The sequence below is a fragment of the Desulfomonilia bacterium genome (assembly GCA_036567785.1).
Classification (GTDB): Bacteria; Desulfobacterota; Desulfomonilia; order UBA1062; family UBA1062; genus DATCTV01.
On record DATCTV010000002.1, the window covers coordinates 1 to 25,850 of the forward strand.

Annotated in this window: 21 protein-coding genes; 7 read left to right on the forward strand and 14 right to left on the reverse strand. The window is 47.0% G+C overall.

Going from position 1 to position 25,850, the window contains the following annotated elements; genetic code table 11:
• The first annotated feature begins 178 nt into the window (after nt 1-178).
• A complete protein-coding gene (locus VIS94_00035) occupies nt 179-1,117 on the forward strand; it encodes a transposase (protein HEY9159460.1) in 939 nt (312 codons plus the stop codon).
• 5 nt (nt 1,118-1,122) lie between these two features.
• Here VIS94_00035 and VIS94_00040 read toward each other — a convergent pair whose 3' ends face one another.
• The 5 genes from VIS94_00040 to VIS94_00060 form a co-directional block, all read right to left on the reverse strand.
• Nucleotides 1,123-2,001 (reverse strand): alpha/beta hydrolase, encoded by an 879-nt coding sequence (locus tag VIS94_00040; GenBank protein HEY9159461.1) that lies wholly within the window; start codon nt 1,999-2,001, stop codon nt 1,123-1,125.
• Nucleotides 2,002-2,030: 29 nt separating this feature from the next.
• Nucleotides 2,031-2,321, reverse strand: a complete 291-nt coding sequence (locus VIS94_00045) for a PG0541 family transporter-associated protein (GenBank protein ID HEY9159462.1) — start codon at nt 2,319-2,321, stop codon at nt 2,031-2,033.
• Nucleotides 2,318-5,434, reverse strand: coding sequence for an efflux RND transporter permease subunit (locus tag VIS94_00050; protein HEY9159463.1), 3,117 nt, complete (start codon nt 5,432-5,434; stop codon nt 2,318-2,320). Before VIS94_00050 ends, VIS94_00045 begins: the two co-directional genes overlap by 4 nt.
• 26 nt (nt 5,435-5,460) lie before the next feature.
• Nucleotides 5,461-6,543 carry an efflux RND transporter periplasmic adaptor subunit gene (locus tag VIS94_00055; GenBank protein ID HEY9159464.1) on the reverse strand — a complete coding sequence of 361 codons (1,083 nt, stop codon included), beginning with the start codon at nt 6,541-6,543 and terminating at the stop codon, nt 5,461-5,463.
• A 68-nt stretch (nt 6,544-6,611) separates the two neighbouring features.
• A complete protein-coding gene (locus tag VIS94_00060) occupies nt 6,612-7,895 on the reverse strand; it encodes a TolC family protein (GenBank protein ID HEY9159465.1) in 1,284 nt (427 codons plus the stop codon).
• A 249-nt stretch (nt 7,896-8,144) separates the two neighbouring features.
• Between VIS94_00060 and VIS94_00065 the strand changes: the two genes are divergently transcribed.
• The gene (locus VIS94_00065; protein ID HEY9159466.1) at nt 8,145-8,579 is read left to right on the forward strand and encodes a type IV pilin protein; all 435 of its coding nucleotides are present in this window, start codon (nt 8,145-8,147) and stop codon (nt 8,577-8,579) included.
• Nucleotides 8,580-8,939: 360 nt separating this feature from the next.
• On the opposite strand, the gene VIS94_00070 is transcribed toward VIS94_00065, so the two are convergent.
• From VIS94_00070 to iorA, 9 genes are all read right to left on the reverse strand, one after another.
• The gene (locus VIS94_00070) at nt 8,940-12,911 is read right to left on the reverse strand and encodes a hypothetical protein (protein ID HEY9159467.1); all 3,972 of its coding nucleotides are present in this window, start codon (nt 12,909-12,911) and stop codon (nt 8,940-8,942) included.
• 29 nt (nt 12,912-12,940) lie between these two features.
• Nucleotides 12,941-13,417 (reverse strand): hypothetical protein, encoded by a 477-nt coding sequence (locus VIS94_00075; protein ID HEY9159468.1) that lies wholly within the window; start codon nt 13,415-13,417, stop codon nt 12,941-12,943.
• The gene (locus tag VIS94_00080; protein HEY9159469.1) at nt 13,414-13,842 is read right to left on the reverse strand and encodes a type II secretion system protein; all 429 of its coding nucleotides are present in this window, start codon (nt 13,840-13,842) and stop codon (nt 13,414-13,416) included. The genes VIS94_00075 and VIS94_00080 overlap by 4 nt, the downstream gene beginning before the upstream one ends.
• Entirely contained in the window at nt 13,839-14,636 is a 798-nt protein-coding gene (locus tag VIS94_00085) for a prepilin-type N-terminal cleavage/methylation domain-containing protein (GenBank protein ID HEY9159470.1), read from the reverse strand. The genes VIS94_00080 and VIS94_00085 overlap by 4 nt, the downstream gene beginning before the upstream one ends.
• A gap of 35 nt (nt 14,637-14,671) precedes the next feature.
• On the reverse strand, nt 14,672-15,187 hold the full coding sequence (locus tag VIS94_00090; protein ID HEY9159471.1) for a GspH/FimT family pseudopilin: 516 nt from the start codon (nt 15,185-15,187) through the stop codon (nt 14,672-14,674).
• A 251-nt stretch (nt 15,188-15,438) separates the two neighbouring features.
• On the reverse strand, nt 15,439-15,870 hold the full coding sequence (locus VIS94_00095) for an ACT domain-containing protein (GenBank protein ID HEY9159472.1): 432 nt from the start codon (nt 15,868-15,870) through the stop codon (nt 15,439-15,441).
• An 18-nt stretch (nt 15,871-15,888) separates the two neighbouring features.
• The gene (locus VIS94_00100; GenBank protein ID HEY9159473.1) at nt 15,889-17,190 is read right to left on the reverse strand and encodes a phenylacetate--CoA ligase; all 1,302 of its coding nucleotides are present in this window, start codon (nt 17,188-17,190) and stop codon (nt 15,889-15,891) included.
• Nucleotides 17,191-17,241: 51 nt separating this feature from the next.
• A complete protein-coding gene (locus tag VIS94_00105) occupies nt 17,242-17,802 on the reverse strand; it encodes an indolepyruvate oxidoreductase subunit beta (protein ID HEY9159474.1) in 561 nt (186 codons plus the stop codon).
• Entirely contained in the window at nt 17,799-19,526 is a 1,728-nt protein-coding gene (iorA, locus tag VIS94_00110) for an indolepyruvate ferredoxin oxidoreductase subunit alpha (GenBank protein HEY9159475.1), read from the reverse strand. Before iorA ends, VIS94_00105 begins: the two co-directional genes overlap by 4 nt.
• Before the next feature lie 151 nt (nt 19,527-19,677).
• Between iorA and VIS94_00115 the strand changes: the two genes are divergently transcribed.
• From VIS94_00115 to VIS94_00135, 5 genes are all read left to right on the forward strand, one after another.
• Entirely contained in the window at nt 19,678-20,484 is an 807-nt protein-coding gene (locus tag VIS94_00115) for an enoyl-CoA hydratase/isomerase family protein (GenBank protein HEY9159476.1), read from the forward strand.
• Nucleotides 20,485-21,942: a CoA-binding protein gene (locus VIS94_00120; protein HEY9159477.1), complete on the forward strand. Its 1,458-nt coding sequence runs from the start codon at nt 20,485-20,487 to the stop codon at nt 21,940-21,942. It begins immediately after the preceding gene.
• Nucleotides 21,932-22,840 (forward strand): radical SAM protein, encoded by a 909-nt coding sequence (locus VIS94_00125; protein ID HEY9159478.1) that lies wholly within the window; start codon nt 21,932-21,934, stop codon nt 22,838-22,840. The genes VIS94_00120 and VIS94_00125 overlap by 11 nt, the downstream gene beginning before the upstream one ends.
• Nucleotides 22,841-23,112: 272 nt before the next feature.
• Nucleotides 23,113-23,547: an SCP2 sterol-binding domain-containing protein gene (locus VIS94_00130; GenBank protein ID HEY9159479.1), complete on the forward strand. Its 435-nt coding sequence runs from the start codon at nt 23,113-23,115 to the stop codon at nt 23,545-23,547.
• 17 nt (nt 23,548-23,564) lie between these two features.
• Complete coding sequence (locus VIS94_00135; protein HEY9159480.1) at nt 23,565-25,832, forward strand: Gfo/Idh/MocA family oxidoreductase; 2,268 nt, start codon at nt 23,565-23,567, stop codon at nt 25,830-25,832.
• The last annotated feature ends 18 nt before the right edge of the window (nt 25,833-25,850 follow it).

A 25,850-nucleotide genomic window follows, 5' to 3' on the forward strand; every position in this document is an offset into this window, starting at 1 on the left:
GGGCATTCCGCAAAAAGATAATCCGATGTTTTATCCCCTGGTAATTTTATCCCCAGGTAAATGAAAGGCAAACCTTATGGCTTCTGCTTGCCCCCCATTCCCAAAAACAGCCAATACCTATTTGGGCAACAGGCCGTTTAAGCTTGACATTTCCGTTGATTGGCTTTAGGATTTCAACATGGGCAGACCGCTGAGAATCGAATATCCCGGAGCACTGTATCATATCGTCAGCCGGGGCAACGAAAGGTCGGACATATTCAGGGATGACGCCGACAGGCTCATGTTTCTGGACATTCTCAAAGATTATCATGAAAGGTTCGGCATCCTGATTCATTGCTATGTGCTGATGGACAACCATTATCATCTTGTCGTTGAAACGCCTCAGGCTAATCTTTTAAAGGTAATGCACGGACTCAACAGCGGATACACGGGGTATTTCAACAGGAAATACAACCGGTCGGGACACCTCTTTCAGGGCAGGTACAAGGCTATCGTCATTGACAAGGAGAGCTATCTTATCGAATTATCCAGATATATCCACCTCAATCCTGTCAGGGCCGGGATGGTCGAACATCCAGAACAGTATGCCTGGAGCAGCTATAAGGGGTACCTGCTGAAGAGAAATTCATCGGACTGGGTGGATTATTCCTGGATTCTGGGGGCGTTAGGGAACAGTAATCAGCGCAGGCTTTACAAGGAATATGTATCCAGTGAAACACCGGAAAGCCAGATGCGTAAACTTTACGGACGTATCATACTTGGTTCCGATGAATTCATATCAAGCCTGAAAAAGGTGTTGCCTAAAGACAGCGGCGAAGGGATATTGAAGAAGAGGCTTCTAAATTCCGATTCCGACCCGCATACGATTCTTAAGATAACCGCCGAAGAGTTCGGCATGACACCTGACGAGTTGAAGACGAAAGGCGTTCACAGGGATACTGCGATATATCTTGTGAGGAGATATTCCGGGCTGGGCAACAGGGGAACCGGGGAACTGTTCGGCGGCATGCATTACACGGCGGTGAGCAGGCTGTGCACCAGTTTTTCAAAAGAACAGGAGAAGGACAGGAAGCTCAAAAGCCGGGTCGAGAATATTTTGTCAAGGTTAAAGGCCTGACACGGTCACACGGCTACCATGGCCTCTTCTATTACTTTTATCATTTCATCTGTCCTTACCTGCACGATCATATGCCCCGTATTTTTAAGAAGAGACAGCTTCGAGCCCGGGATATTCTTATGAGCATAAATCGAATGCGAAACAGGCACCAGGGTGTCATCCTCGCCATGAATCAGGAAGATTTTCTTTCTGACCGCCTGGTATTTCGATGCGATCTCACCCATGTCCTTAAGCGGCGTAATTATTTCATGAGAAAAGGATTTCAGGACCTTCACCTGACTCCACATTGAAATCTCGCTCTTTATATATTCTTCTGACAGATCCTTTTCGTTGGGATGAGCAGCATCCAGAATGCCTTTTCTTAACATGTCCGTGGCGCCGGACTTTATAAAAAGCCATATCAGCATCGTTCCTATAATCGGAGTTCTCAGCAGATAAAACAGCTTCTCCGGATTCCAGTCATGAGAATTTGTTACAGGACATGCTGCAACAATCGCCCTCACATTTGCCGGATTTTTCACGGCAAGGCCCATTGCGATGCAGCCACCGAACGATTCGCCCACTACCAGAGGATTTGAAAGGCCTAGTTCATCAATCAAAGAAATAACGAAACCGGCATTTTCATAAACGCTGTGGGTCAGGTTACGGCCGGAACTGAACCCCTGGCCGGGACGGTCAAAAAAAATGAGCCTGTATTTCAGGCTGAGCGGTTCCATGACCGGGTCCCATTCCTCAATCGAACCGGGCGAACCGTGGATGAACAGGATGTCGGGACCACTGCCTGTCTGGTAATATCGAACTCTTTGACCTGCAACCTGGATGAACTGTCCTTTGTATCCGTCCGGAACTGATGCAATTGCAGTTTTATTGATGCTTTGATTCATATCCCCTGAAGTTCTGTTGTCTTTGCCTGTCAGACCACCTCGGTCAAAGGCATCACGAATCCCCTTATTCCCGCCCGCACATGAATTTTTTTCAGTTCGCCAAGCACATTGATTATCGAGTTTGCATCCTCGTCACTGCTTGCGATAAGAAGCATATTGTTGTCTCCCGGCCATGTATGGGTGTTCAGTTTAGGCTCTGTCTCGGTACCCTCTCCGCATACCTTCTGAAGTTTCGTATATCCGCTGATACCATGTTCCTTCAGTTTGAACATGATATCATAATCGGCTGCGGCGGAATAGACGACCATGATCATTTTCATAAGGCCCCTCCCTGTTGTGTCCCGGGTTTCTTTTTCTTCTTATTCAAGAGTTTCTGTTTCCATTCATCGAAAAGGTCATAGGTTGCAGGCACAACGGCCAGTGTCAGGAAAAGCGAGGTAAGAAGCCCGCCGATAACAGCCACTCCCATGGGCGACCTTGATTCGGAACCCTCGCCCACTCCCAGTGCAACAGGAAGCATGCCGAATATCATCGCAAACGTGGTCATGAGAATAGGCCTCAGCCTCACAGGCCCTGCCGTCATTATCGCATCTCTCCTCGTCATACCGCGTTCGCGCAGCGTATTGGTATAGTCGATGAGGAGTATCGCGTTTTTCTTGACCAGTCCCATCAAGAGGATCAGTCCTATAAGGCTCATGATGCTTATGGTCTGTCTGAAAAGAAGGAGCGCCCCGAATGCGCCGATGAATGATAGCGGCAGCGACAATAACACAGTCACGGGGTGCAGGAAGCTTTCGAACTGCGCTGCTAGCACCATATAGGCTAGTATTATACCCAGCATAAGTGCGAACAACAGGAACCTGAATGACTCTCCCATAGTTTCAGCCATGCCCTTGTATTGAGCGGTCATGCCCGGCTGAAAGATTCTTGCCGAAATGGCATTCAGGTCTTTGATCGCATCCGCCAGGGGTTTGCCCTGTTCAAGATTGGCAAAAATCATCATGGAACGCTGGCGGTCAACACGCATGATGCTGCTCGGGCCGCCTGCCTGGGAAATAGACGCAATACTGGAGAGTTCAACGAGTTTGCCGTCTTTAGCCCTGATATAGATATTATTGAGGTCCTGCGGGTCATTCCTATCGCCGGGATAAAGGCGCATCCTCACGTCATAACGCCTACCTCTCTCATCGTCCTTGTATTTCGTGACGTCGACATCACCGCTTATAAGAAGATTCACTACTTCGGCAATCGAGGAAACGCTCACACCCAGGTCCGCCGCCCTGTCCCGGTCGATATACACGCTGAGCTCGGGTTTTCCTGCCTCGACAGAAGAATCGACGTCAACCACACCGGGCACTTTGGAAAGTTCAGCGACAACCTGTTTGGTAGTCGTCTTGAGCGTCGCCAGGTCGCCTCCGCTTATTACATACTGGATGGGAACATTCCTTATGCCGCCCCCAAGGAATGAGACGTCCTCGGCCGTTCCCTTGAGGCCCGCAAACCCCTTCATCTGCTGCCTCAGGTCTTTCATAATCTCCATCTGGCTTCTTTTTCGTTCCACCTTCGGTATGAGCCTTACAAAGATAACGGCCTTGTTTATCTGTCCTGCACCGCCCTGTCCCATGCCCTGGACAAAGAATGTCGTCTTTACCTCACGCTCCTTTCTGACCAGGTTGTCAATGCGGGTAAAAAGTTCGTTGGCCTTTGCCAGGGAATAATCGACAGGGGCCTCCAACCTTATGACAAACTGGGATTGGTCCTCCTGCGGCACGAATTCCTTTCCTATAAATCTGGTGATGAACATGCTCAAGGCAAAAAGTATTATTGCGGATACTATTGCAGCGCCCCTGTGGTCTATCGAAAACTTCAATACGGGTTTGTAGGCTTCTTCAACCTTCTTATAGCCCCTTTCAAAAATATCACCGGCAGCCCTCAGGAATGCAGGACCGCCCTTTTCGGTTTTCGGTTTTAAGAATATGGATGAAAGCATCGGAGTCAGAGTAAGAGATACGAACAGTGAGACTGCAACCGAAAAGACCACGACCAGGGCGAACTGCATGAAAAACCTGCCGATTATCCCTTTCATGAAAGCAACGGGAAGGAATATCACGATGATCGCAAGTGTTGTCGCCATGACGGCAAGTCCTATTTCCGAGGTCGCGAAAGAGGCGGCCTCTTTCGGGGCCATGCCTTCCTCGATATGGCGGTAAATGTTCTCGATGACGATGATGGCATCATCTATGAGAATTCCAACCGAAAGCGTCAGCCCCAGCATGGTCATGTTGTTGAACGTAAACCCGAACGCCCTGATAAGCGCGAACGTCGAGATTAGCGAGACAGGGAGCGCCAGGGCGCTGATAAGCGTGGTGCGGATATTTCTCAGGAATACAAATACCGCAATGACCGCAAGTATGCTGCCAAGGATCAGGTGCTTCTGCACCTCGTTTATCGACTGTTTTATGTAGGTGGACTGGTCGAATGCTATGTTGAGCGCAAGCCCGGGCGGCAGTTCCCTGTTGATAGCTTCGATATTCTTTTTTACCCTGTCGATCACCTCAACGGTATTGGTGCCGGACTGTTTCTGGATTCCTATGCCGACTGAAGGAACGCCGTTGAATCGTGCAATGGTCCTTCTGTCTTCCGCCCCGTCTTCAGCCCTTCCAATATCCCTTATCCTGACAGGCGCATTCTTATAATATGCGATAATGAGATCATTGAAGTCGCTCACATGCCTGAGCGTGCCTTTTACCTTTACGGAATATTCCTTTGTATCTCCTTCGATCCTTCCACCGGGCAGCTCCATATTTTCCCTGCCCAGCACCGCTGCAACATCGGAAGCGGATACCTGATACGCCCTCATCTTGCTTGAGTCGAGCCATATCCTGACCTGCCGTTTCTGAAGACCTCCCAGGCTCAATGCACCGACGCCCTCTATCCTCTGAAGCTTGTCTTTCAGGATTTCATCCACATATGTGGAAAGTTCACGTATCGAACGGTTGCCTGTAACGTTAATCCACAGGACCGGATTGGCATCGGGGTCGACTTTTCTTATTACAGGGTCGGTCACGTCAGTGGGCAGCTTGTATTTAACGGCAGAGACCTGCTCCCTGATATCCTGAACGGCAAGATCGATATCCTTCTCAAGCACGAACTCGACGATTATGTTCGACACGCCTTCATAGCTGGTCGAAGTGATGGTTTTGACACCGTTGATCGTATTTATGGCCTCTTCGATCTTGTCGGTCACGTCCATGTCCATAATTTCAGGACTTGCACCGGTGAGCCTCGTGGTTATGCTTACTATCGGAAAATCTATTTTCGGGAAGAGATCGACGCCGATTCTCGGATAACTTACGAGCCCGAGTACAACCAGGGCAAGGATAACCATGGTTGCAAAAACAGGCTTCTTAATAGATGTATCAGAAATCCACATGATTCAGCCTTTCATTGTTGATGATGCTACTTGAGAACATTTATTTTAATCCCGTCAGCTAGGTTGTTCTGTCCGACAACGATAAGCTTTTCCCCGCCTGAAAGACCTTCGGTCACCTCGATGAGATCGCCATATGTGTCGCCTGTCTTGACAAGTTTTTCCCTGGCTGCAGTCCCTTCCTGGATGAATACCTTCGACTTGCTTTCGTCATAAACAATCGCAGTTGTAGGCACAAGCAAGGCTTCCTTCTCACTTTCGGTATATATTTTCACTTTTGTAAAATAACCGGATTTCAAAGCCGAGTCGCCGTTCGGAACCAGTGCCTCGACAGTAAGCATCCTCGACCTGTCATCGAGCGCCGGATATATCGTATTAACCTTCCCTGCAAATTCCCGGTTTTTATAGGCATCTATCGAGAATGAGACCTCCTGTCCTTTTCTGATTCTTGAAACATCTTTTTCAGTTATCGAGAATTCCAGTTTCAACGGATCAATTATTATCAAAGTCCCTATCGGCACAGAGGCCCTTGCAAAATCACCGGGTGCCACTTTCTTTTCTTTTACCGCAGCGTTTATCGGTGACTTTATACGGGTTTTTCTCAACCTCTCTCTTGCAAGATCAAGAGTGGCCCTTGCCTTGTCAAGATCATTTTCTGCAATAACAAGCCTCGTTGAGACATCGTCGAACTGCTGTCTTGTAACCAGTTCCTCCTTGAAAAGTGCAACCTTTCTGTCATATTCCATCTTCGTGTTTGCAAGCGAGGCCTGGGCCTGTTTGAGGGCTGCTTCTGCACGCTGAAGGTCCAGCTTGAAATCGGTATCAGCTATCTCGGCCAGCAGATCTCCTTTTTTGACATAGTCCCCTTCATAAAAGTATACGTTCCTTATTATTCCGTCCACCTCGGGACTGATAAGCGTCGAATCGAAGGGTTTCAGTGTGCCTACGGCCTCGATATAAGGTTTAACTTTCTTTTTGATAACCTCGCCAATTCTTACATTTATAACCTTTTCGGCCTGGGGCTTTTCCTTCTTCGCGCAAGCCGGAAAAATTATGATTGCCGCAATTACAATTATTGCCGCGGGCATAAACCGGTTTTTTGTTGTTTGCATCAAATGTATCCCCTTTCAATTAACTGATAAGATATCTTCATGTTTACTCGGTCATCATAAAAAGCAGATCAGTTTGAGTCCCTCAGAAGCGTCCCTGTTGACCTCTTAAGCCTGAGCTGGGCTATCTGAAGCGCATACAGTTCATTTGCAAGTTTTCTTTCCGAGGTCAGCAGAAGTGTGTTTGCGTCGAGCACGTCGATACTGCTTGCGAGTCCCATTTCAAATTGCCTGGTTATGGAAAAGAAATTGTTCCTTGCAAAAGAGACCTGGTCTGTCAGGAATACTATCACCTGCTTCTGAGTGTTTACTTCAAGCCATGCGGTTTCCACTTCTACTGATACATTTTTTTTAAGGTCCTCGTAAAGCAGCTCCGCCTGACGGTATTTGGCTTTGGCTTCATCGACATCCGCTTTCCTGTATCCGCCAACGAAAAGGGGGAAATTGAAACCAGCGGCAACTGACGCGGTTTCCGGCACCTTGTTTATGTCGCCCGGGCTCTGATCCGTCCTCTGGTAGAGAGCAGACAAAGTAATGTTAGGGAAATATGAGCCTATTGCATATGATTTCTGCTGCAAGGCCAGTTTTTTCATATATTCGAGGCTCTTCAAATCAGAACGGTTCTCATACGCAGAATCTTTCAAGACCTGAAGCCCTTCAAGCTCCTTATCCTGCACCGGCTGGTCTTTGATTTTGAAATCTGTCTCAATTCCCGTAAGCCTCACAAGGACCGCCCTTATAAGGTTTACAGCGTTTTCGGCATTGACCATATCGGATTGAGCCCCGGAAAGCTCTCCCTGTGCCCTTAAAAGGACAGTCTTTGTAATCTCGCCTACCTTCAGGCGCTTTTCAGCCATGTCTTTATATTTGTTTAGCCTTTCAAGATTCGCCCTCGCGATTTCCACCTGTTTTTCCGCCTTCAGCGTATCGAAATAAGCCCTGGCCACCTGTAGGAGAAATTCCTCCTTGGTGTTGTCAAGGTCCAAAGAACTTTTCTTTATCCCGGTGTCGGCCATAGAAAGCGCTGTAAACTCACGCAGACCTAGCGAAAGGGTCTCGTCCGCCCTGATACCCCACTGGCCCGCCGAATCCGGCTGGGTAAGGTAGCCGTAATCGTCATACTGCCTTTTGCTGTACTCGACATATGTGCCGTAGCCGACAATTCTCGGCATCAGGACGGAGAGGGACTTTGATTTTCCGATCCTTGCGATATTGAGATTTTCCATGGAATATTGAATCTTTTCGGAATTCTGAAGCGCGGCATTGAAAACATCCTGCAAGGAGTATTCCGCAGAAAACAGGCTGATGGGTATAATACAGACGACTATTGATATTAAAGCTGTTTTCATTTTCATATTTGTTTGCCTCGGTTTTACATTTTAATATTATTTCAGCCCCGGATTTTCACGTAATCCAACAGCACATAAATTTTATTGTCAACAAATGATTTATAAAATTAATTTAATAATACTGAAAAGAATAATTAGTATCTTAAACCCGTTACCAGATGTATATATAAAAACATAAGGCAGAGCGCCATTAAATATTTAGATATTAAGACTAATAACGTCTATGCCGAAAAGATAGGTTAGGGAGGACCTGATATGGATAAGAAAGGATTCACACTGATGGAACTCATGGTAACCGTGGCAATTATTGGAATACTTGCAGCGATCGCCATCCCTTCATACACATCGTATATGCAGAGGGGAAGAATGGCAGCAGCATATTCGGATATTCAGATTATCTCCCTGCTGGAGGAAAAGGCCTATGCTCAAAATGGACAGTACACAACCTACGCAGGTCTTGTAAACACCTTCGGGCTGAAGGTAGCCGATGTTCAGAAATATTATAACCTTGACATCAATCTTTTCACAAATACTTCAACAAATGACAGGTTTGTCATATATGCGGAACCCAAAAACAATTATATAAAGAGAAGACCCTGCATGAGGTCCGACGGTCTTCAGGGATATTCCACAGTTACTGAAGCTTCATGGGGTGATTGTGCCACAGCCGAAGAGTGGACCGGCAGGTAAAGGGTAAAACATCTTTCTCTCTACAATCCTTCTTGAAATTCCTGCCTAATCTGGTTTTCTGACATTACACACACTTCGGCCAAAGCCAGATGTCTTGTCTCTCAACTTTCTCACCGCACCTGAATTACCGTTTTTTTGAAAACGAGATCCCTCCTATAAAGCGTTAGGAATGGGTGTAATGACAAAAACCTATATCGGGCAGGAGTATTAATAGTTTAAATGATGACAGGGAAGGTTGTTTTTTTAAAGTCTTTACCAATCATGTTTATGCAGATATCTGCATTTGATCAGCCAGGAACATAAAAGGCCTTCTCAATCTTATTATATTAATCAGAACATATTGAGAAGGCCTTATTATTTTTAATGATACATCCAGAAGGTTTTAGTGCCCCTGGTCCATTTCTTAATATCGTTCAGTCTCACCCTGATAATACCTTTTGAAGTTGCGACAAGCAGAATCGGCCCCTCTTTTGTGGCAATCAACGTTGGCTGTGATGACATTCCGACACCTGTTGCAACGACGCGGTCCTTTTTAATAAAGGGGTTTTCCGCCGTACCGTATCTGTTGGCTATATGCAGTACCTGTGTATCATAACTGTAGACAGGGTTGCCGTTTCTGTAGTCCACCGCATAAACAAGGGTTTTTCCCAGTTCACTCGGCTTGCATTTGTCCTGTGTGCACCACGGGTCGTCACAATGACCGTTGCAGCTGAACGTACAAGGTTTGTCATATATATTCTTTGGAGGGATATAGGTGGTGAAGTACATGATCCCGTCAAAAACAATGGGCTGGGATATCGCCTTTTCGCCGTATTCAATGACGCCGTCACCATTCCAGTCCATTAATTCTATGAACCAGTTCAGGCTTGAAGTATAAGCAAACGTAAAGTACGTTGCTGCACTTGAATAACCATTAGTGACACGGGTGAAATTCTTGTCATAGCGGGGATAGGTTGCAGCATTTGAGCAGTCGTTATAATCGTAGTATAAATATCTCATCCCGAAAATCCTGTCGTAAGTCTGTGTGCCGCTTACCGCCTCTGCAGCCTTGGGATGCTCCCTGTCGCCGGTACCCATAAAGATATAATCGATCGGTGCATATTTGGTTACATTCGAACCGGTGGCAGTACATGTATATGAACCGGAATTGCTCACCAATACGGCATCCGGGGCGCTGAAAAATTTCAATATCATTCCTTTGCCGTAGCCTGATGTGTTTCTGCCGTAAAAAATCCATCTCTTCTGCCAGTCATTGTTCCCGGAATCATCAGAAATGACCTTGGTAGACGTGTCATATGTCCATTTCCAGAAGTTATAAATGTTCCCGTACGTGTCACCTGCATAGATGGTATCAACATTGCCGTCCCCTGTCCTGTCGAAAGCGATTAAATCGACAATCGAGCCCGTAATCGGGAAAGAGGCATCATTGATGATTGACATGACGACAGAGCCGTCGATCGCGCTAATGGCATAAATACCTCTTCCTTTTGTTACTGTTTTTGTGGCGCTGTTCGGCTGGCTGGGGTCGTTCGCATCTTCGGCCATGGAATCATAGCCACCTCCAACAAGGAGTACTGGTTTCGATACACCATTGCTCCATATTTTGCAGTATATCGGTTCGGTCCATGACTGACCGATATCGCTGTTATAGCTGGCATTTGAAGGGAACATCCACATATATTTTGGATTTGAATAACTGCAATCACCGCTGCCATTATAAGTTCCGTCAGCATTAACATTTCCTATCTTAAGCGTAACATAATTGGCGCCTCCCCTCCTGAATCCGAAGGTAAGAAATCTCTCGGTCCCGACATCATAAATCTTTGGGCTGCCGTCAACAAAATACAGCGGGTATTTGTCATCCCTTATCTCTCTAAGTTTAGACAGATATTCACCGGGGATGAACGAATATAACTCTGAAATAGTATTCGTCGAATCATTATCGTAAAAACAATGCAACTGCCCGGAGTTGTCTCCGACAAATATGACATAGTTGCCATTGACTTCCATTATAGCAGGCTTTGAGTGAATGATGTCGCCCAGGAAAGATGTACGTGTAGTATCCTTGACTCCGCCTATCGTATTTCCTGTAACGAATGAAAGTAATGAATATCTTTCAGCGTCTGTCGAAACGCCGAGCATGTCATTGGTTACGGAAGAATCTGTAATATTTATCAGACTTTGACCACTAGTGTAATTTAACAAGGTCTTGACAACCCTCTGACTGTTCGTTGCCTGAGTGTTTACAAATTCGCCCGCTCCCCCTCTTTCTATATCGTTTCCATCCGCCGAAGATGACCAGTATGATCTGGCGCTGTCCTTTATCATGTTTGAATATACATTTCCCTGTGCATCGGAGCATGACACATCGGATGATGAATAACTGCATACATCCTCCCCAGTCAGCGGGTTTCTATAACAGCATGTAGCATAAATCGGATTAACGGCAGTGCTGCCTGCCTGAAGTAAATTGCCTACGGTATCCAGTTTATATTTTTTAAGGTTGCCAATCCAGGGTACACCGGATGCGGTCTTGAACTGGCCGAGATAGATGTTGTCGCCAGCATATATACCGTTTAATTTGCTGACCGGCACGACAGGCGACACATATTCGGCGCTGTTTTTCATGATTGTTGATAATATTTCAGTCAGGGCGGCGTCAAAATCAACTGAGTTGGTTATCGAATAATAATCGCCTGTGCCGCCGTTTCTTGCTATCTTTGACATGAGCGTTTTTCCAGCCGAATTGGCATCGGAAAAACCCATTACATACGTTATGACGTTCTGTTTAGGATAATCCGGACTGTTGAAGTATGTCGTTTTGTCGCCTCTCGAGCATGCGACTCCACCATCCGCTTCAGTGCCCCTTATGTCATTGTTATAGAGAAAAGCAGCGACATCTCCTGCATCCCCCATAACTCCACCTGTTTTTATAGGCAGGCACTGCTGCGCGCCACTGGTCCAGACATCCATGAACCCCACATGGCCGTCAGGCCGCCACTGGTTGCCGGTAAAAAGATTGTAGCTGGCTATATCCTGCACATAATCGCACGCGGAATTGGTGCATGTCCAGTCATTCCCGTTCCATGCCTTATATGCCTTGAATACGCCGTTATCGGTTATCTGGAACGGGTTGCCGGCTGTTATCAGGATAATATAATTTTTCTGGCATCTCCAGTTGATGGGAGATTTATATTTTCTGTTCGTCATATCTGAAAATATCTGACCCAGATAATTGTTTACAGCAGTAGTACCTGCAGCCTCAACATATGAAGGAGTAGTATATACCCTGTTTATATATCCGCTTATATTCTGCCTGTGCGACCATGAATACTGCCCGGCAAAATAAAGTCCTGCCTCGGCAAGCGCTTCAGCCATGGGGATACCCTTTGATATGCTTGTTTCCAGTCTGAAATTTGTATCTTCACTGAGTACGCGCTGAAGATCATCATAGGCGGAAGGGTCTTTACAGTTAGGCTGATTTGTATAGGTCATTCCAACCCAGGCTTCAATTCTTGCGCCCAGATAATTCCTTTCACACTGCTGTCCTCCAACAACCACACCGTTTTGCGCCTTATAACAGGATGTATCCGTTACGTAATTACAGGTAAACCAGCTGCATGTCTGATGAAAGCGGACCGTTGAAAATTGCATCAATCCAACTCTCAACCTCTGATTGCTTGCAACAGTAGGATTTGTAACTGTTTTATCGATGCCGATGTCGTTTACTATCTGAGAAATCCTGTTCTTAGCATAGTCCAGTCTTGTTATGCAATTCTTGCCTGCATTCGGATTGCAGGCTTTGAAATTGAGATATCTGCCTGTGGCCACCATGCGATAGCCGCACATGCACTGCCAGTAATCACATTCAAGCCTGCAATGCGTTATCAAATGTGTGCCAAGGCATATTGTATGTTCTCCATATATGCTGGTGACATTATCATCCCAGGGGTTATAGTAACCGATTGTTGTCAGCGCTTGGACGACTTGAGGCCCGCAACTGCTTTGAAGATTGCTCAGACTGTTTGTTAAAAGCTGCCATTTGCTGGACAGCGTAGGCCTGTAATAAACATAATCATTAACATAATCGCATGTATTGTTGCATGAAGCAGTGGAACAATAATCCCCGGTTGGACTGTATGTGCCGACATCGCATACATACTTGCCCATATCAGCGGAATTATCCAGGATGATAAGAACGTTAGGGGCCATGGCCGTATTGTTTACGAACATGCCCGTATCACCCAAGGGATCCATTGCATAGAATTTTGATGGCAGAGCCAAAGCCCCAATCATCAAGGTTATTATTATCAATCGTTTTTTAAGCATCATCTTATCCCCCTGTTACCTTATCGACCTTTCTAATCTGCTTTTGGAAGTACGAACTGTACTCCAACTTCTATTTCTCTAAAGCTTTTTTTGTCAGACAGTTTTGCATTAAAAACCAAATTATCCATGCCTACGTCGTTACCAGGCGAAAATTTAGCCTGAGTTGCCAAGTTATTGCTTTCTCTCTTTACAACTTCCAGTTTCACATTATCCCTGATATGGCCTCTGTTCGGAATCTGATAATCGGGCAGCATACTGCTGTCTACCGTTTTAAACTCATCCTTAACATACTTCGTCGTGGAAGAATTTATTATACTGTCAGGGTCTTCAAGAAACCATGTAGCCACTGAATCCAAGGCATAGAAAGAATTGGTATAGTCCTTTTCATTAAACATGACCCTTAAACCTATTGTCGATGTCCTGGCAACATATATCCCGGCAGATATCATCAGGACAAGGATAATAAGAATGACCATCAGAACGACAGAACCTCTGTTGTCGTTTATCATCCCGAATTCCTCCCCTTGATGAAGGTTGTAGCATAGTACCGTGTAGTGCCTTTGTCATCCCACCATATCTTGACCTCTACTCTCTTTGAATCGGAACCAGATATAGGATAAACAGTCCATGACCTGTAAAAAAATACGTTTGAACCTGAGGCAACTCCTACATCAGCCGGATGCACACGTTCTCCGAAAATATCATCATTATATTCACCTGTATCTGGCTTATATAGCGGGGCCATTTTCAGATTTTCAACAGTGCTTTTTCCCCAGGATATTGCGTTAAGCAGGTCTTCGGCATGATCATTACCCTGCACTGTAATCTTCAAAAGCTTCATACCTCCCAGCATTGCTACAGAAAAAATAAGCAGCACCACAAGGATTTCTATTACAGTAAAACCTCTCATAAACATTGAGTTCTTGTTTTTCATTTACGGTTCCTCAATAATATCCATCTTTCAATGGATAATGTTCTGGGTTTCCCTGTATCAGGATCATTTCTCGAGGTTTCTACATCTATGTTAAGTACTACCAGGTCCACTCTGCTCGCTATTGTGGAACTTGCTAATGTATATTGACTTGTACGTGAAGAATATGAGGTCGGATTATTGTTGACAGTCCCTTCAGTGAAATAAGTGGTATCTGCAAGCTTCTGATTCATTTTGCATTCGTAGAGAGCGCCGTTGCAGCCATAATCCGGAGGGAGAACATTTGGGCAGTAAGTCGCGTGATACGGTTCATAATAGGTTACATAAAATCTTTTAACATTATCCAGAATGGAATAAGCAGCTCTCGGAAGCTGTTGAGGGTTGGAGGTATAATCGTAATTCAATCTTTGTATGCATTTCTTTGACCTGTTCCAGCGGTAGAGGACTCTTTCATCAGTTCCGGAATACACCCCGTTCTTATCCAGATCCGCCTGAACCCAGATTGAACTTTCTCCTGAATATGTATTTAATATTGCTGAGGTAGAAAAAATGCTGGGTGCCGCAGTAGACGGATTGCAGGCGGCATTCATGATATCTTTTTCCATCATATCGGCTGCTGCATTGAGGTCAGCCTCCAGCTTGCTCACCTCATGCTGAAAGGCGCCGTTGCTGTTTACGCCGCCATAATAGACGAAAACGACAGATGTTACGATCAGACCAAGCGCCATGGCAACCATCATTTCGATCATCGTGAGACCCTTGATGTCGTGACAGCATCTTTTACATGTTAAAATCATTTTATCTTCCTTATTTATTCTAAAACCTTTTGTTGTCAGCTTATCGTGACACTGCCTCCAAACGTGAAAGTAAAGGTTTTTTTATAGCCGGATTTGCTTTGTAATATCAGCGTCTGAGTTTCATCGCCCGGCAGGAACGACCCCCTTGACGTGTACTGCCATGTGGTCAAGCCTGTATAGGCTGGATAATCAGGCATATACAGCCTCATTGTGCTTGGCACTGTTTTTGTCGCCAGAAAGGTAGTCGTACTAGAATTGTATTCCGAATAGGTACCAAGTCTAACTGTATAGTTACTTTTTCCGTAGCTGTAACTGATTCCGTCGCTGTTAAAAACAATGCCTACACATACGTCATGATTATTCTTGATGGCCTCGGAGCGGGCGAGCTGGAATACGGAATAGATTTTTCTCGCCTCTGCATTGAGCTTGGCCCTTGCCATCCACTCGCTCATGCCCGGTGCCGCCATGGCAGCGCCTATGGCTACTATTGCGAGCACTATGATAAGCTCGATTAAAGTTACACCTTTAATATCGGCAAATATTCTTTTCATCCTTATCCTTATATCGGCACATTATACTATTAAATTAACTAAGATTTTTCATTATATTGTTAAATAATTAATAATGACTAATTCTGATTTGTCCAGAGGATTTTTAATGCAGGCACAAAGCTTACAAAATAACTTGAATTTCAGATGTTTATAATTATTAATCCAAGGCACAAAGGCAAACCAGTTAAACTATCAGGTTCAAAAATTTATGCCTTTGCGCCCTGGTCCGGTTCTGAGCTTTGTGTCTGTCCTTACAGCGAATATACCTTTTCGCCTGACAGCACGTTAAAGCCTGCGCCGGTAAGTATTTCAATGGCACGGTCGGTATTGTCGAACCTGAATATGATGACAGCGTTCTTCCCGCTGCTCTGGATGAATGCATACATATATTCCACGTTGATGCTTTCCTTTGACAGGGCTTCCAGGATGCCGTTGAGACCTCCCGGTGTATCCGGGACTTCGAGGGCCACGACCGTTGTCCGGCCTACACTTAGACCTGCGGCCTTAAGCTTTTCCTTCGCTTTTTCGACATCATTCACTATAAGCCTCAATATCCCGAAATCGGTCGTATCGGCGAGCGAAAGCGCTCTTATATTGATATTATTATCTTTTAATATTCTGGTCACCTCGGAAAGACCGCCCGGTTTGTTTTCAAGAAATATCGATATCTGTTCAACTTTCATTTTTTTCTCCTTTTTTCATTATATATTACGTTTGTCGGTAACCCTTTGGGCCTTGCCTTCAAACCTCTGAAGTGTCTTCGGCTCGACAAGCTTTATCTTTGCAGTTACGCCGAGCAGGTCTTTAATATCCTTTCCAAGCCGCTTCTGAAGACCTTGCATAACCTTTATCTCATCGGAGACAATCTTCTCGCTTACTTCCACCTGAACCTCGAGCGTGTCAAGCGAGCCTTCCCTGTCTACTATGAGCTGATAATGAGGCTCGAGCCCTTCTATATCGAGCAGCACGCTTTCTATCTGTGAAGGATAAACGTTCACGCCCCTTATTATGAGCATATCGTCGCTGCGGCCCGTGACCCTTTCCATCCTTACGAATGTCCTGCCGCATTTGCATATTTCAGGATAAAGCACGGATATATCCTTGGTGCGGTACCTGATGAGCGGGAACGCCTCTTTTGTAATCGTCGTGAATACAAGCTCGCCTTTTTCACCGTACGGGAGCTGTTCGCCGGTTTCCGGATTGATGACCTCTACAATGAAATTGTCTTCGAATATGTGCATGCCATTTTTAGCTTCCAGACATTCCATGGAAACGCCCGGGCCTATGATCTCGGAAAGGCCGTAAATATTGAGCGCCTCGATCCCGAGCTTGGTTTCGATTTCCTGCCTCATCCTTTCGCTCCAGGGCTCTGCGCCCAGGATTCCTGTCTTCAACTTCAGAGACTTCATATCGATTCCCATTTCCTCTCCGGCTTCTGCCAGGAACAATGCATACGAAGGCGTACAGCAGATGGCTGTGGGCTCGAAGTCCTGAAGGATCATTATCTGTTTTTTGGTGTTTCCGCCGGACATGGGAATAACGCTTGCACCGAGTCTTTCAGCCCCGTAATGTGCGCCAAGACCACCGGTGAACAGCCCGTAGCCGTAGGCGTTGTGTATGATGTCGTGGTTGGTGAGACCGGCTGCGGCAAAGCATCTGGCCATAAGTTCCGCCCACATGTCGATATCGCGCTTAGTGTATCCGACGACTGTGGGTTTGCCTGTCGTGCCGGATGAGGCGTGTATTCTGACCACATTGCTCATAGGTACGGTAAAGAGGCCGAACGGATAGTTGTCGCGCAAATCTTTCTTTATCGTAAAAGGAAGCCTTTTGAGGTCATCGAGGCTCTTGATCTGTTCCGGCCTGACCTTCAGGTCGTCGAACGCCTTCCTGTAAAAGGGCACGGTATGATAGACCCTGTCCGCAACCTGGCGCAGCCTTTTTACCTGCAGCGCCTCCAGCGCCTCTCTCGGCAGTGTTTCAAACTCGTAATTGAAAATCATCATATCCTCCTAAAGCTTTTCATTATATTTCTTTAAAAACATATTCGCCCGTTAAAGTGACCTTCCCTTCATGAAACCGTCAATATTAATCTTTCTTATCTTTTCGGCCACCATGTCGTTTAATGTATCGATCCAGACATTTTCAGGAACATCCAGATACCTTGATAGCACGCCCATGAGTACTATGTTCACACCCCTGGGATTGCCTATTTCCCTTGCTGCAGCGCTTCCTTCTACAACAGCTACATTTTTTGTTATTTCCTTTATAAGGGGCAGAACATCAGGATATGCGTCTTTTCCCGCTGTTACCGAAGGCGGAGAGAGCCTGAACTTATTTATGATAACCTTTGAATCCCTGTTGAGATATGGCAGATAACGGGCCGATTCGAGCTCTTCGAATGAGATCAGTATATCGCATTCACCGTAAGGAACGATGGGCGAAAAAACCTTTTTCGAGAACCTGACATGCGACATTACGCTCCCGCCCCTCTGGGCCATGCCGTGTATCTCGGATTTTTTCACATCCATGCCTGCCCTCATCATGACTTCAGATAGTATATCAGATGCAAGGATTATCCCCTGCCCGCCGACTCCTGTCATAAGAACATTCATCGGGCACCTCCTATCGCACCTGCAGCGCAGACATCAGCGCATATCCCGCAGCCTACACACAGGGAATTTATTTTTACAGAATCTTCCTTAGCCTCGATTGCCGGACACCCGAGCGAGATGCACACCTTGCAGTTCGTGCATTTCTCAGCATCCACAGAAAGGGCTTTTCCCGGAACCGCCTTTGATTTCAGAAGCACGCAGGGCGCCTTCGATATGATCACGGACGGCCCGTCATAGTCGAGTGCCTCTTTGACCTTTTTGCGGGCGTTCTTAATGTCATATGGATTTATTGTCTCGACCCATTTTATTCCCAGGGCCTTTACGACCTGTTCAAGATTCACATCGATGGTTTTTTCCATGCCGAGCGTCATACCCGTTCCAGGATGATTCTGCGCACCGGTCATTGCCGTAGTGCTGTTGTCAAGAATGACGATAAGGGCAGTACCGTTGTTGTAGGCAAGGTTGAGCAGCCCTGTAAGGCCTGAATGATAAAAAGTGGAATCCCCGATCACGGCGGTTATTTTTTCATTCTTAGCCCCGAACACCTTTGACATGCCGTGCGCATGGCTTATTCCCGCACCCATGCACTGGCATGTATCAATTGCATCGAGCGGCGGAAGGAAGCCCAGGGTATAGCAGCCGATATCGCCCGCAATGAACGCCTTGTTGCGTCTTATCGCCCACAGCATGCCGCGGTGAGGACACCCCGGACACATGCTTGGCGGTCTTCCGGGAAGGCTTGCAGGAGCGGGGCACTTTTTCTTTTTTCCTGTTATTGCCTGTCTTATGATGTCAGGGCTCAGTTCGCCGCACATGGGGATTTTATCTTTTCCCCTGCAGGTTATGCCCATGGCCTTTATCTGCTCTTCAAAGAACGGGTCAAGCTCTTCGATAACCCACAACTCGTCCACTTTAGCGGCGAATTTCTTTATCTTCTTATCCGGCAGAGGGTAAGACATACCGAGTTTCAGGAAGGACGCCTCCGGCATGGCCTCTTTCGCATACTGGTACGCAATGCCTGAAGCTATTATCCCTATCGACCTGTCGCCCTTTTCTTCGAAATTAAGGGGGGATTTATTTGAGAATTCTCTCAATCTGATGATTCTCTCTTCAATGACTGGGTGGCGAACCCTTGCGTTGGCAGGAAGCATGACCCATTCCCTGGGATGTCTTTCAAGCGTCGGGGCTTTTACTTTAACCGGGTCTCCGGTTTCAACAACACCCATCGAATGGGAAATGCGCGTTGTAGTGCGAAGCATTACAGGAGTTTCGAACTCTTCGCTTATTCTCATGGCTTCAATCATAAAGTCTTTGGCTTCCTGAGATGATGACGGTTCAAGCATAGGGATTTTGGCGAATCTGGCGTACTGGCGGTTATCCTGCTCGTTCTGCGAAGAAAACAGCTCCGGGTCGTCCGCGCTTACGAGCACCAGCCCGCCTCTTACAAGCGTATATGGAAGCGTCATAAGGGGATCGGCCGCAACATTCACCCCTACATGTTTCATGACAGCCATGGTTCTGGCCCCGGCATATGATGCACCTGTGGCGGCTTCAAGGGCGACCTTCTCGTTCGGGGCCCATTCGGACAGAATGCTTTTGTATTCCTTTGCCAGTGTCTCAAGGATTTCCGTGCTGGGTGTGCCGGGATATGCGGAAGCGAATTTGACACCTGCCTCGTATGCCCCTCTTGCGATTGCCTCGTTACCGGATAAGACCTTTTTCATGTTCACCTCTGATTTGTTTCCCTAATGATTTCAAGCACCGGGAAATATCATTTATAATATGTCCCGAAAGAGTCAAGCGCTTTATGCAATGTTGACAAAATCTCTTTTCAACCGTAACTACCTGTTAATCCATACAGTAAGGAGGAATAAAATGGGTCTTATATACGAAAAAGCCGGACATATAGCCAAACTTGGACTTAACAGGCCGGAACAGAAAAATGCACTCGATCCGGGAATACTGCTCGAACTCCATAATGCTTATAAGGATATAAATGCAGATGCGAACATAAGGGTTGCCGTAATATATTCCGCTCTGCCTGACATATTCTGTTCCGGCATGGACCTGAAGACCGCCATCCCCGTACTCACGCGCATGCGGGAGCCTGAAAACGATGCCGAAAAATGGCTTTATGAAGGGTTCGGCGGCGGAGCAGGCGAGGCAATGCTCAAGTTCAGCTTCATCATGAAGCCGGTAATCATTGCAGTAAACGGCTACTGCCTTACCGGCGGATTTGAAATGGCAATGGGCGCTGATATACGCATCGCATCGTATGACGCGATCTTTCAGATGCGCGAATCCAGCCTCGGCATTATGCCCATAGGCGGCGGAAACGTATTCCTGCCAAGAATAGTGGGCCCGAACCGGGCGCTTGAAATCCTTCTGACCGCAGGCAATTACGATGCACAGACCCTTTACGAATGGGGCTTTTTGAACAGGGTCGTCAAAAAGGCCGAACTTATGAGCACTGCCATGGCCATGGCCGAAAAGATTGCGAATAACGGTCCGCTTGCATGTCAGGGCATTATAAAATTTGCCCGCGAGATGAGGGAAATGGAATTGAGGCGCGCTTTTGACCGCGAAGTTGAAATAGGCCTGCCAATTTTCGGCAGTGAAGATGCACGCGAAGGAGTTAGGGCACAGAAGGAAAAGCGCAAGGCCAACTTCCCGGGAAAATAAATGGACAGAACTGCAAAAGCCCTGTTCGAACCCGGCTCGATTGCATTCATAGGCGCATCGAAAGATGTCTTCAAATGGGGCTTCAATATACTCCACCATATAATAAGATGCGGCTATACCGGCCGCCTTTATCCTGTAAACCCCCAGGGTGGAGACTGGTTTGGCAGAAAGGTCTATAAAAATATCCAAGATATAGATGACAGGATCGACCTTGCGGTCATCGTCGTCAAGGATACTCTGGTCAAGGAAACTCTGAAAAAATGCATTGATAAAATGATACCGGCGGCCATCATCATTACAGCCGGTTTTTCAGAGACAGGCAGCAAGGGTGCCGCCCTTGAAAAAGAAGTGCTGGAAATTGCGCGCTCGGGCGGTATAAGGGTTGTCGGGCCCAACACGATGGGTATTTTCAGCGCCTGGCCCTCGTGCATGCAGTCGCTTATGACATCCATGCCCATTAAAAAAGGTAATGTCGGATTGATCACCCAGAGCGGAAACCTTGGAACATCAATAGCGTATCGTTTCATAAGGCGCGATATCGGGCTATCACGCCTTGTCAGTTCGGGCAACGAGGCCGACCTCACAATGGAAGACTATCTGGAGATGCTCGAAAACGACGATAAAACAAAAATCATATGCCTTTACGTGGAAGGCGTAAGGGACGGCAGACGGTTTTTCACCTCAGCCCGAAGGATATCCGGAAAGAAGCCCATCATACTGCTCAAAGGCGGCAGAACAGCACAGGGAGCAAAGGCGGCCATGTCCCACACCGGGGCCATCGCAAGCGATGACGGCTTATTCTCATCCATGTGCAGGCAGACCGGCATCATACAAGTGGAGACAATGGACGAGATGGCAGATGTGGCCGGAATGCTGGTTTCGCAGCCCCTGCCCAGGGGAAACCGGGTGGGTATCATTACAATGGGAGGCGGTTGGGGCGTAATTGCTACCGACATGTGCTCCTTTAACAGGCTTGTCATATCTCCTCTTGATGATGCGATAATTGAGAAACTCGACAAAGTACTGCCCCCTTTCTGGAGCAGGGCTAACCCGGTCGATCTGGTGGCGCCCGGCAAGGTCAGCGTCATTACAGATTCCGTTAGGCTTCTCGCGGAATGCGGAGGGATCGACTCGGTTATCGTGATGGGACTAGGTTATATGATACTAAGGGCCGAAAGGCTTCTTACGTCCGATGTGGTGCCAAGGCCGGAAATAGAGAAACATGCAAACATACTCATCAAAGAAGAGCACAGACTCTTTGATCTCCTGTGCGACTTGATAGGCAGCGAAGGCATACCCATTATCCCGGTCATAGACCTCATGGCCTTTGACGCACCGAAAACCGAAAACATAATCGCCATGCTGGATTCAAAAGGCGTAATGGCATACCCGTCACCTGAGAGGGCTATATATGCACTGGCAAAGGTGACAGATTACGTTTCGCGCATTGAAGATTGATGCCGCCCCGGCCCTTGCCTCATTCTTCCTGAAGACGAAAATCTTCCGGCAGAAGATTCCTCTGATCGCGAGTTTCAAACTCACATACAACTGCAATCTCAAATGCGCGCCCTGCCCTTTTCATTCAAAGTCAGGACTGCCCGGAACTCACATCTCATGGGATGATGCGGTCAAGGCAATTCAAAATCTAAAAAAAACGGGCTGTCTTTTCGTCATATTCGAAGGCGGTGAACCCCTTATATGGAGAGATGGAGTTCATAACTTCAATGATCTGGCCCTTTTTGCGAAGAATCATTTCATATCGGTTGGCGTTACCACCAACGGCACCATTCCCCTTGATGTGCAAACCGACATGCTCTGGGTGAGCATTGACGGACTGAAAGAAACCCATGACAGGCTCAGGGACAATTCCTTTGACACGGCAATTTCAAACATCAGGCGCAGCACCCATAAAAAGCTTCTGGTTCATTACACATTTAACAGACTTAACTATAAGGAATTCGAGGAGTTGTCCCGATTTATTGTAAAATTTCCTAATGTAAAAGGGATCACAGTCCAGTTTTTTTATCCCTACGGCCAGGGTGAAGCTGACCTGAGCCTGAGTCATGATGAACGCAGGTCCTCAGTTGAAACAGTCATCCGGCTCAAAAAGGAAGGTATCCCGATTCTGAATTCATCGCGAACGCTCATCGGCATGATCGATAATACATGGAAATGCCATGACTGGCTGCTCGCAAATGTCACACCCGATGGAAATATTATCAAGGGATGTTATGTAAAAGGGCGAGGATCCATTGATTGCAGGGTCTGCGGGTTCACTCCCGTTGCCGAGGCATCAGGGGCTTATAATTTTTTTCCACAATCTTTATTTTCCGGGTTAAGTATTTTTATAAAGTGACGATAAAGAATTCATGCATCCAAGAAACAAAAAAATGCATCAAAAGAATTAGAAACAGAAACAAACGTCTTTGTAACCTCCTCTTAAGGGATGGCGCCTCCTTTGCCCAAATCGCCATCCCATTTTTTTTGTTTTCAGCAGCCATTCTTTTTCTATAACTTAAGTATAATACTATTTTTTTAATTTATTATTGAAAAAAGACTTACTTTAAATTATAAAATTGGTCAGACCAATATTAGATATCCGAGTTGCCAGTCAGGAGGATATTATTTATGCAGTGGATGATCGAAAGCAATATTCCTTTGGATGAAACATTAAAGGATGCGGTACTTGACAAAATCGAGGAAGGCACATTTTCAATTGATGACCTGCCCGACTTTTTCGCGGTCTTTACACAACTCTGCAATTGCACCGAAGACATCCAGGACGAGGTCGAAGGCTTCAACAGAAAGTTCCAGTACAGGATCGACGGTAAGCCCTATGCCTGGATGAAGGTTGAAAACCTTAAATTCTCAATGGGCTCCGGTGAAATTGATTCTCCGGATATAACGCTGGACATGAGTTCATCCCTTGCCGTCGGAATATTCTCGGGCGCAGTGGACCCCACCGCCGCATACATGAACGGAGAACTCAAGGTTGACGGAATAATAAACGACGCCCTGGCCTTCAGAACCATCCTGGACATAGTTCAGGATGAACTCGAATAATCTTTAAGGAGCCGGTTATGAATCACGTCAGATGCGGAGTCATAGGAGGGGGCGGCGCCTGGAGCTTCCACAGCAATGCCTGCGCCGGATCCGAACTCATAAAATTCACGGCCATATACGACGTAAACATCAAGCAGGCCCGCAAGATGGCCAGGCGTTATCGCGCAAACGAAATGACAGCCTACGCCAATCTGGATGAGTTCCTCAAAAGTGATATAGATGCCGTACTTGTTCTCGTGCCGCACATGTATCACGAAGGTATTGTCGCTAAATGTGCCGCTGCCGGCAAACATATCCTCTGTGAAAAACCAATGGCCACGACTATCGAGGGCTGCGACATGATGATAGAAGCGGCGAAAAAGGCCGGAGTCAAGCTTATGATCGCCGAAAACCACCGCTTTCTGCCGGCGCACAGATACATTCATGACGCGGTTCAGCAGGGTCTCATCGGAGATGTTCTTCTCGTAAGGGCCTATGAAGGCGTAAACGAGATACCGGGCCTCAGCATGCCCGACTTCTGGAAGGGCGATCCTGTAAAGGCGGGCGGCGGTTCGTTCATAGATATGGCTGCTCACAAGTTTGCAGCAATCGAATGGATACTGAACGACAGGGTCGAATCCGTCACTGCGATGCTTGCAAAACAGGCGATTAATCTGCCGGAAAAGGCCGAAGACAATGCTCTGTCTATGGTGAGGTTTGCAGGCGGCCCCATAGCAGATATCACGGTAAGCTTCACGCAAATTACACCGCCGTTCAACAGCCTGGAAATTTACGGCACAAAAGGCACCATACTCGAAAACCACATGTGGGATAAGCCTGTAAGGATATTCTCTCACCACGAGGCAATGGGTGAAAACAAACAGAAATGGTTCGAACCCGACATTGAGCACGAGCCTTTTCCCAGATATTACACCATATCGGTCAAATACGAGGACGAGCATTTCGCCAGATGTATCCTTGAAGACAGGGAGCCCGAGTTCACGCCCGAGGATGCAAAGAGCGCGATTACCGGTGTGCTGATGGGATACCTCTCGGCTCATACGGGAAAGGCCGCCACCAGAAATGAACTGCATACGCTTGCAAAGGAGAAAGGCACCCTATCGCTTCTTGAAGACCTCAACCTGCATATTCCCATAAACAGAAACCTGCCGGAGGTGAAACGCATGAAATCCCTCGGATTCAACAAAAAAAGGGCTGCCGGGATAATGGAGAAGTACGATCTCGACCTCTTCATAGCCACGTCACCAGTCAACGTATACTATCTTACAGGGCTGCCCGTGCTGCATGCCGAGTCCAACCCCATCCTTTTCGCGCTCAATAACCAGTACCCCAGCATCGCCATGATGAAGCGCGAAGGTGACGTGATGCTTCTCAACTGGGGACTCTTCAGGAGTGTTGACGATATCTGCTGGGTGGCCGAGCACAGGGACATAAGTTCCCGGAAGGATGTCAGACGCGAGATATGGTCGAAGATAAAGAAATGGGGTCTCGTCGGCAAGCGTATCGGTGTCGAGTCGGTTGCACCCAAGTACATAACCGATCATATTGCATACAAGAACCCTGATTCGGAAATCGTCTCTGCCGACGGTGTAATGTTGGATCTGAGAATAATCAAGACCGAAGAGGAAATAGCCTGCATAGAAAAGGCGACCCTTGTTACCGAGAAGGCGATCACGGCCTGCATTGATGCCGCTGAAGTAGGCATGACGGACAACGATTTCCTCAAGATAGCACGCAGGGTGTTCGTTGACGAGGGTCTCGTCGGCTGGGACCATCTCACCATGAGCATAGGCGATTCCGATCCCGAACTCCCCGGCACCGGCAGGGTGGTTAAAAACGGCGACATAGTCCGCTTCGACTTCGGGGGAATTTACAAAGGCTATGTGGCTGACGTGAACCGTCATGTAGTCATAGGCGGTGTTCCGGATGAAGCCGCCGGACTTGTTGAGAGGCTTATCCTTCTGCAGGAATATTTCGAAAAGCGCGTAAAACCCGGGGTCAGCATAAAAGAGCTTAACGATGAGGCCATAGCCTATTACAAAACCATCAAGCCTGACGGGATGACGTTCGCAGTCGGGCACACCATAGGCCTTGAATGCGAAGAAACTCACCTTTTCGGTACCATGGGATTTCTTGACAGGACATATGAAAAGGGTATGGTCTTCGAAATAGAGGCATGGGAGAATTTCGGAAACACCCTCATAGGAGTAGAAGACTGCTACGAGGTTACCGGAGACGGGATAAGGAGAATGACAACGCTTGATAAGCGTATGGTCTCAAAGTAATCCGGCCTACGGAAGGCA

Bases quoted from the DNA above. Each gene is read 5' to 3' on its own strand.
- VIS94_00070 (HEY9159467.1), bottom strand. From the start codon at position 12,911: ATGATGCTTAAAAAACGATTGATAATAATAACCTTGATGATTGGGGCT.
- VIS94_00080 (HEY9159469.1), bottom strand. From the start codon at position 13,842: ATGAAAAACAAGAACTCAATGTTTATGAGAGGTTTTACTGTAATAGAA.
- VIS94_00095 (HEY9159472.1), bottom strand. From the start codon at position 15,870: ATGAAAGTTGAACAGATATCGATATTTCTTGAAAACAAACCGGGCGGT.
- VIS94_00090 (HEY9159471.1), bottom strand. From the start codon at position 15,187: ATGAAAAGAATATTTGCCGATATTAAAGGTGTAACTTTAATCGAGCTT.
- VIS94_00055 (HEY9159464.1), bottom strand. From the start codon at position 6,543: ATGCAAACAACAAAAAACCGGTTTATGCCCGCGGCAATAATTGTAATT.
- VIS94_00100 (HEY9159473.1), bottom strand. From the start codon at position 17,190: ATGATTTTCAATTACGAGTTTGAAACACTGCCGAGAGAGGCGCTGGAG.
- VIS94_00085 (HEY9159470.1), bottom strand. From the start codon at position 14,636: ATGATTTTAACATGTAAAAGATGCTGTCACGACATCAAGGGTCTCACG.
- VIS94_00050 (HEY9159463.1), bottom strand. From the start codon at position 5,434: ATGTGGATTTCTGATACATCTATTAAGAAGCCTGTTTTTGCAACCATG.
- iorA (HEY9159475.1), bottom strand. From the start codon at position 19,526: ATGAAAAAGGTCTTATCCGGTAACGAGGCAATCGCAAGAGGGGCATAC.
- VIS94_00120 (HEY9159477.1), top strand. From the start codon at position 20,485: ATGGACAGAACTGCAAAAGCCCTGTTCGAACCCGGCTCGATTGCATTC.
- VIS94_00105 (HEY9159474.1), bottom strand. From the start codon at position 17,802: ATGAATGTTCTTATGACAGGAGTCGGCGGGCAGGGGATAATCCTTGCA.
- VIS94_00075 (HEY9159468.1), bottom strand. From the start codon at position 13,417: ATGATAAACGACAACAGAGGTTCTGTCGTTCTGATGGTCATTCTTATT.
- VIS94_00130 (HEY9159479.1), top strand. From the start codon at position 23,113: ATGCAGTGGATGATCGAAAGCAATATTCCTTTGGATGAAACATTAAAG.
- VIS94_00040 (HEY9159461.1), bottom strand. From the start codon at position 2,001: ATGAATCAAAGCATCAATAAAACTGCAATTGCATCAGTTCCGGACGGA.
- VIS94_00045 (HEY9159462.1), bottom strand. From the start codon at position 2,321: ATGAAAATGATCATGGTCGTCTATTCCGCCGCAGCCGATTATGATATC.
- VIS94_00115 (HEY9159476.1), top strand. From the start codon at position 19,678: ATGGGTCTTATATACGAAAAAGCCGGACATATAGCCAAACTTGGACTT.
- VIS94_00065 (HEY9159466.1), top strand. From the start codon at position 8,145: ATGGATAAGAAAGGATTCACACTGATGGAACTCATGGTAACCGTGGCA.
- VIS94_00135 (HEY9159480.1), top strand. From the start codon at position 23,565: ATGAATCACGTCAGATGCGGAGTCATAGGAGGGGGCGGCGCCTGGAGC.
- VIS94_00035 (HEY9159460.1), top strand. From the start codon at position 179: ATGGGCAGACCGCTGAGAATCGAATATCCCGGAGCACTGTATCATATC.
- VIS94_00060 (HEY9159465.1), bottom strand. From the start codon at position 7,895: ATGAAAATGAAAACAGCTTTAATATCAATAGTCGTCTGTATTATACCC.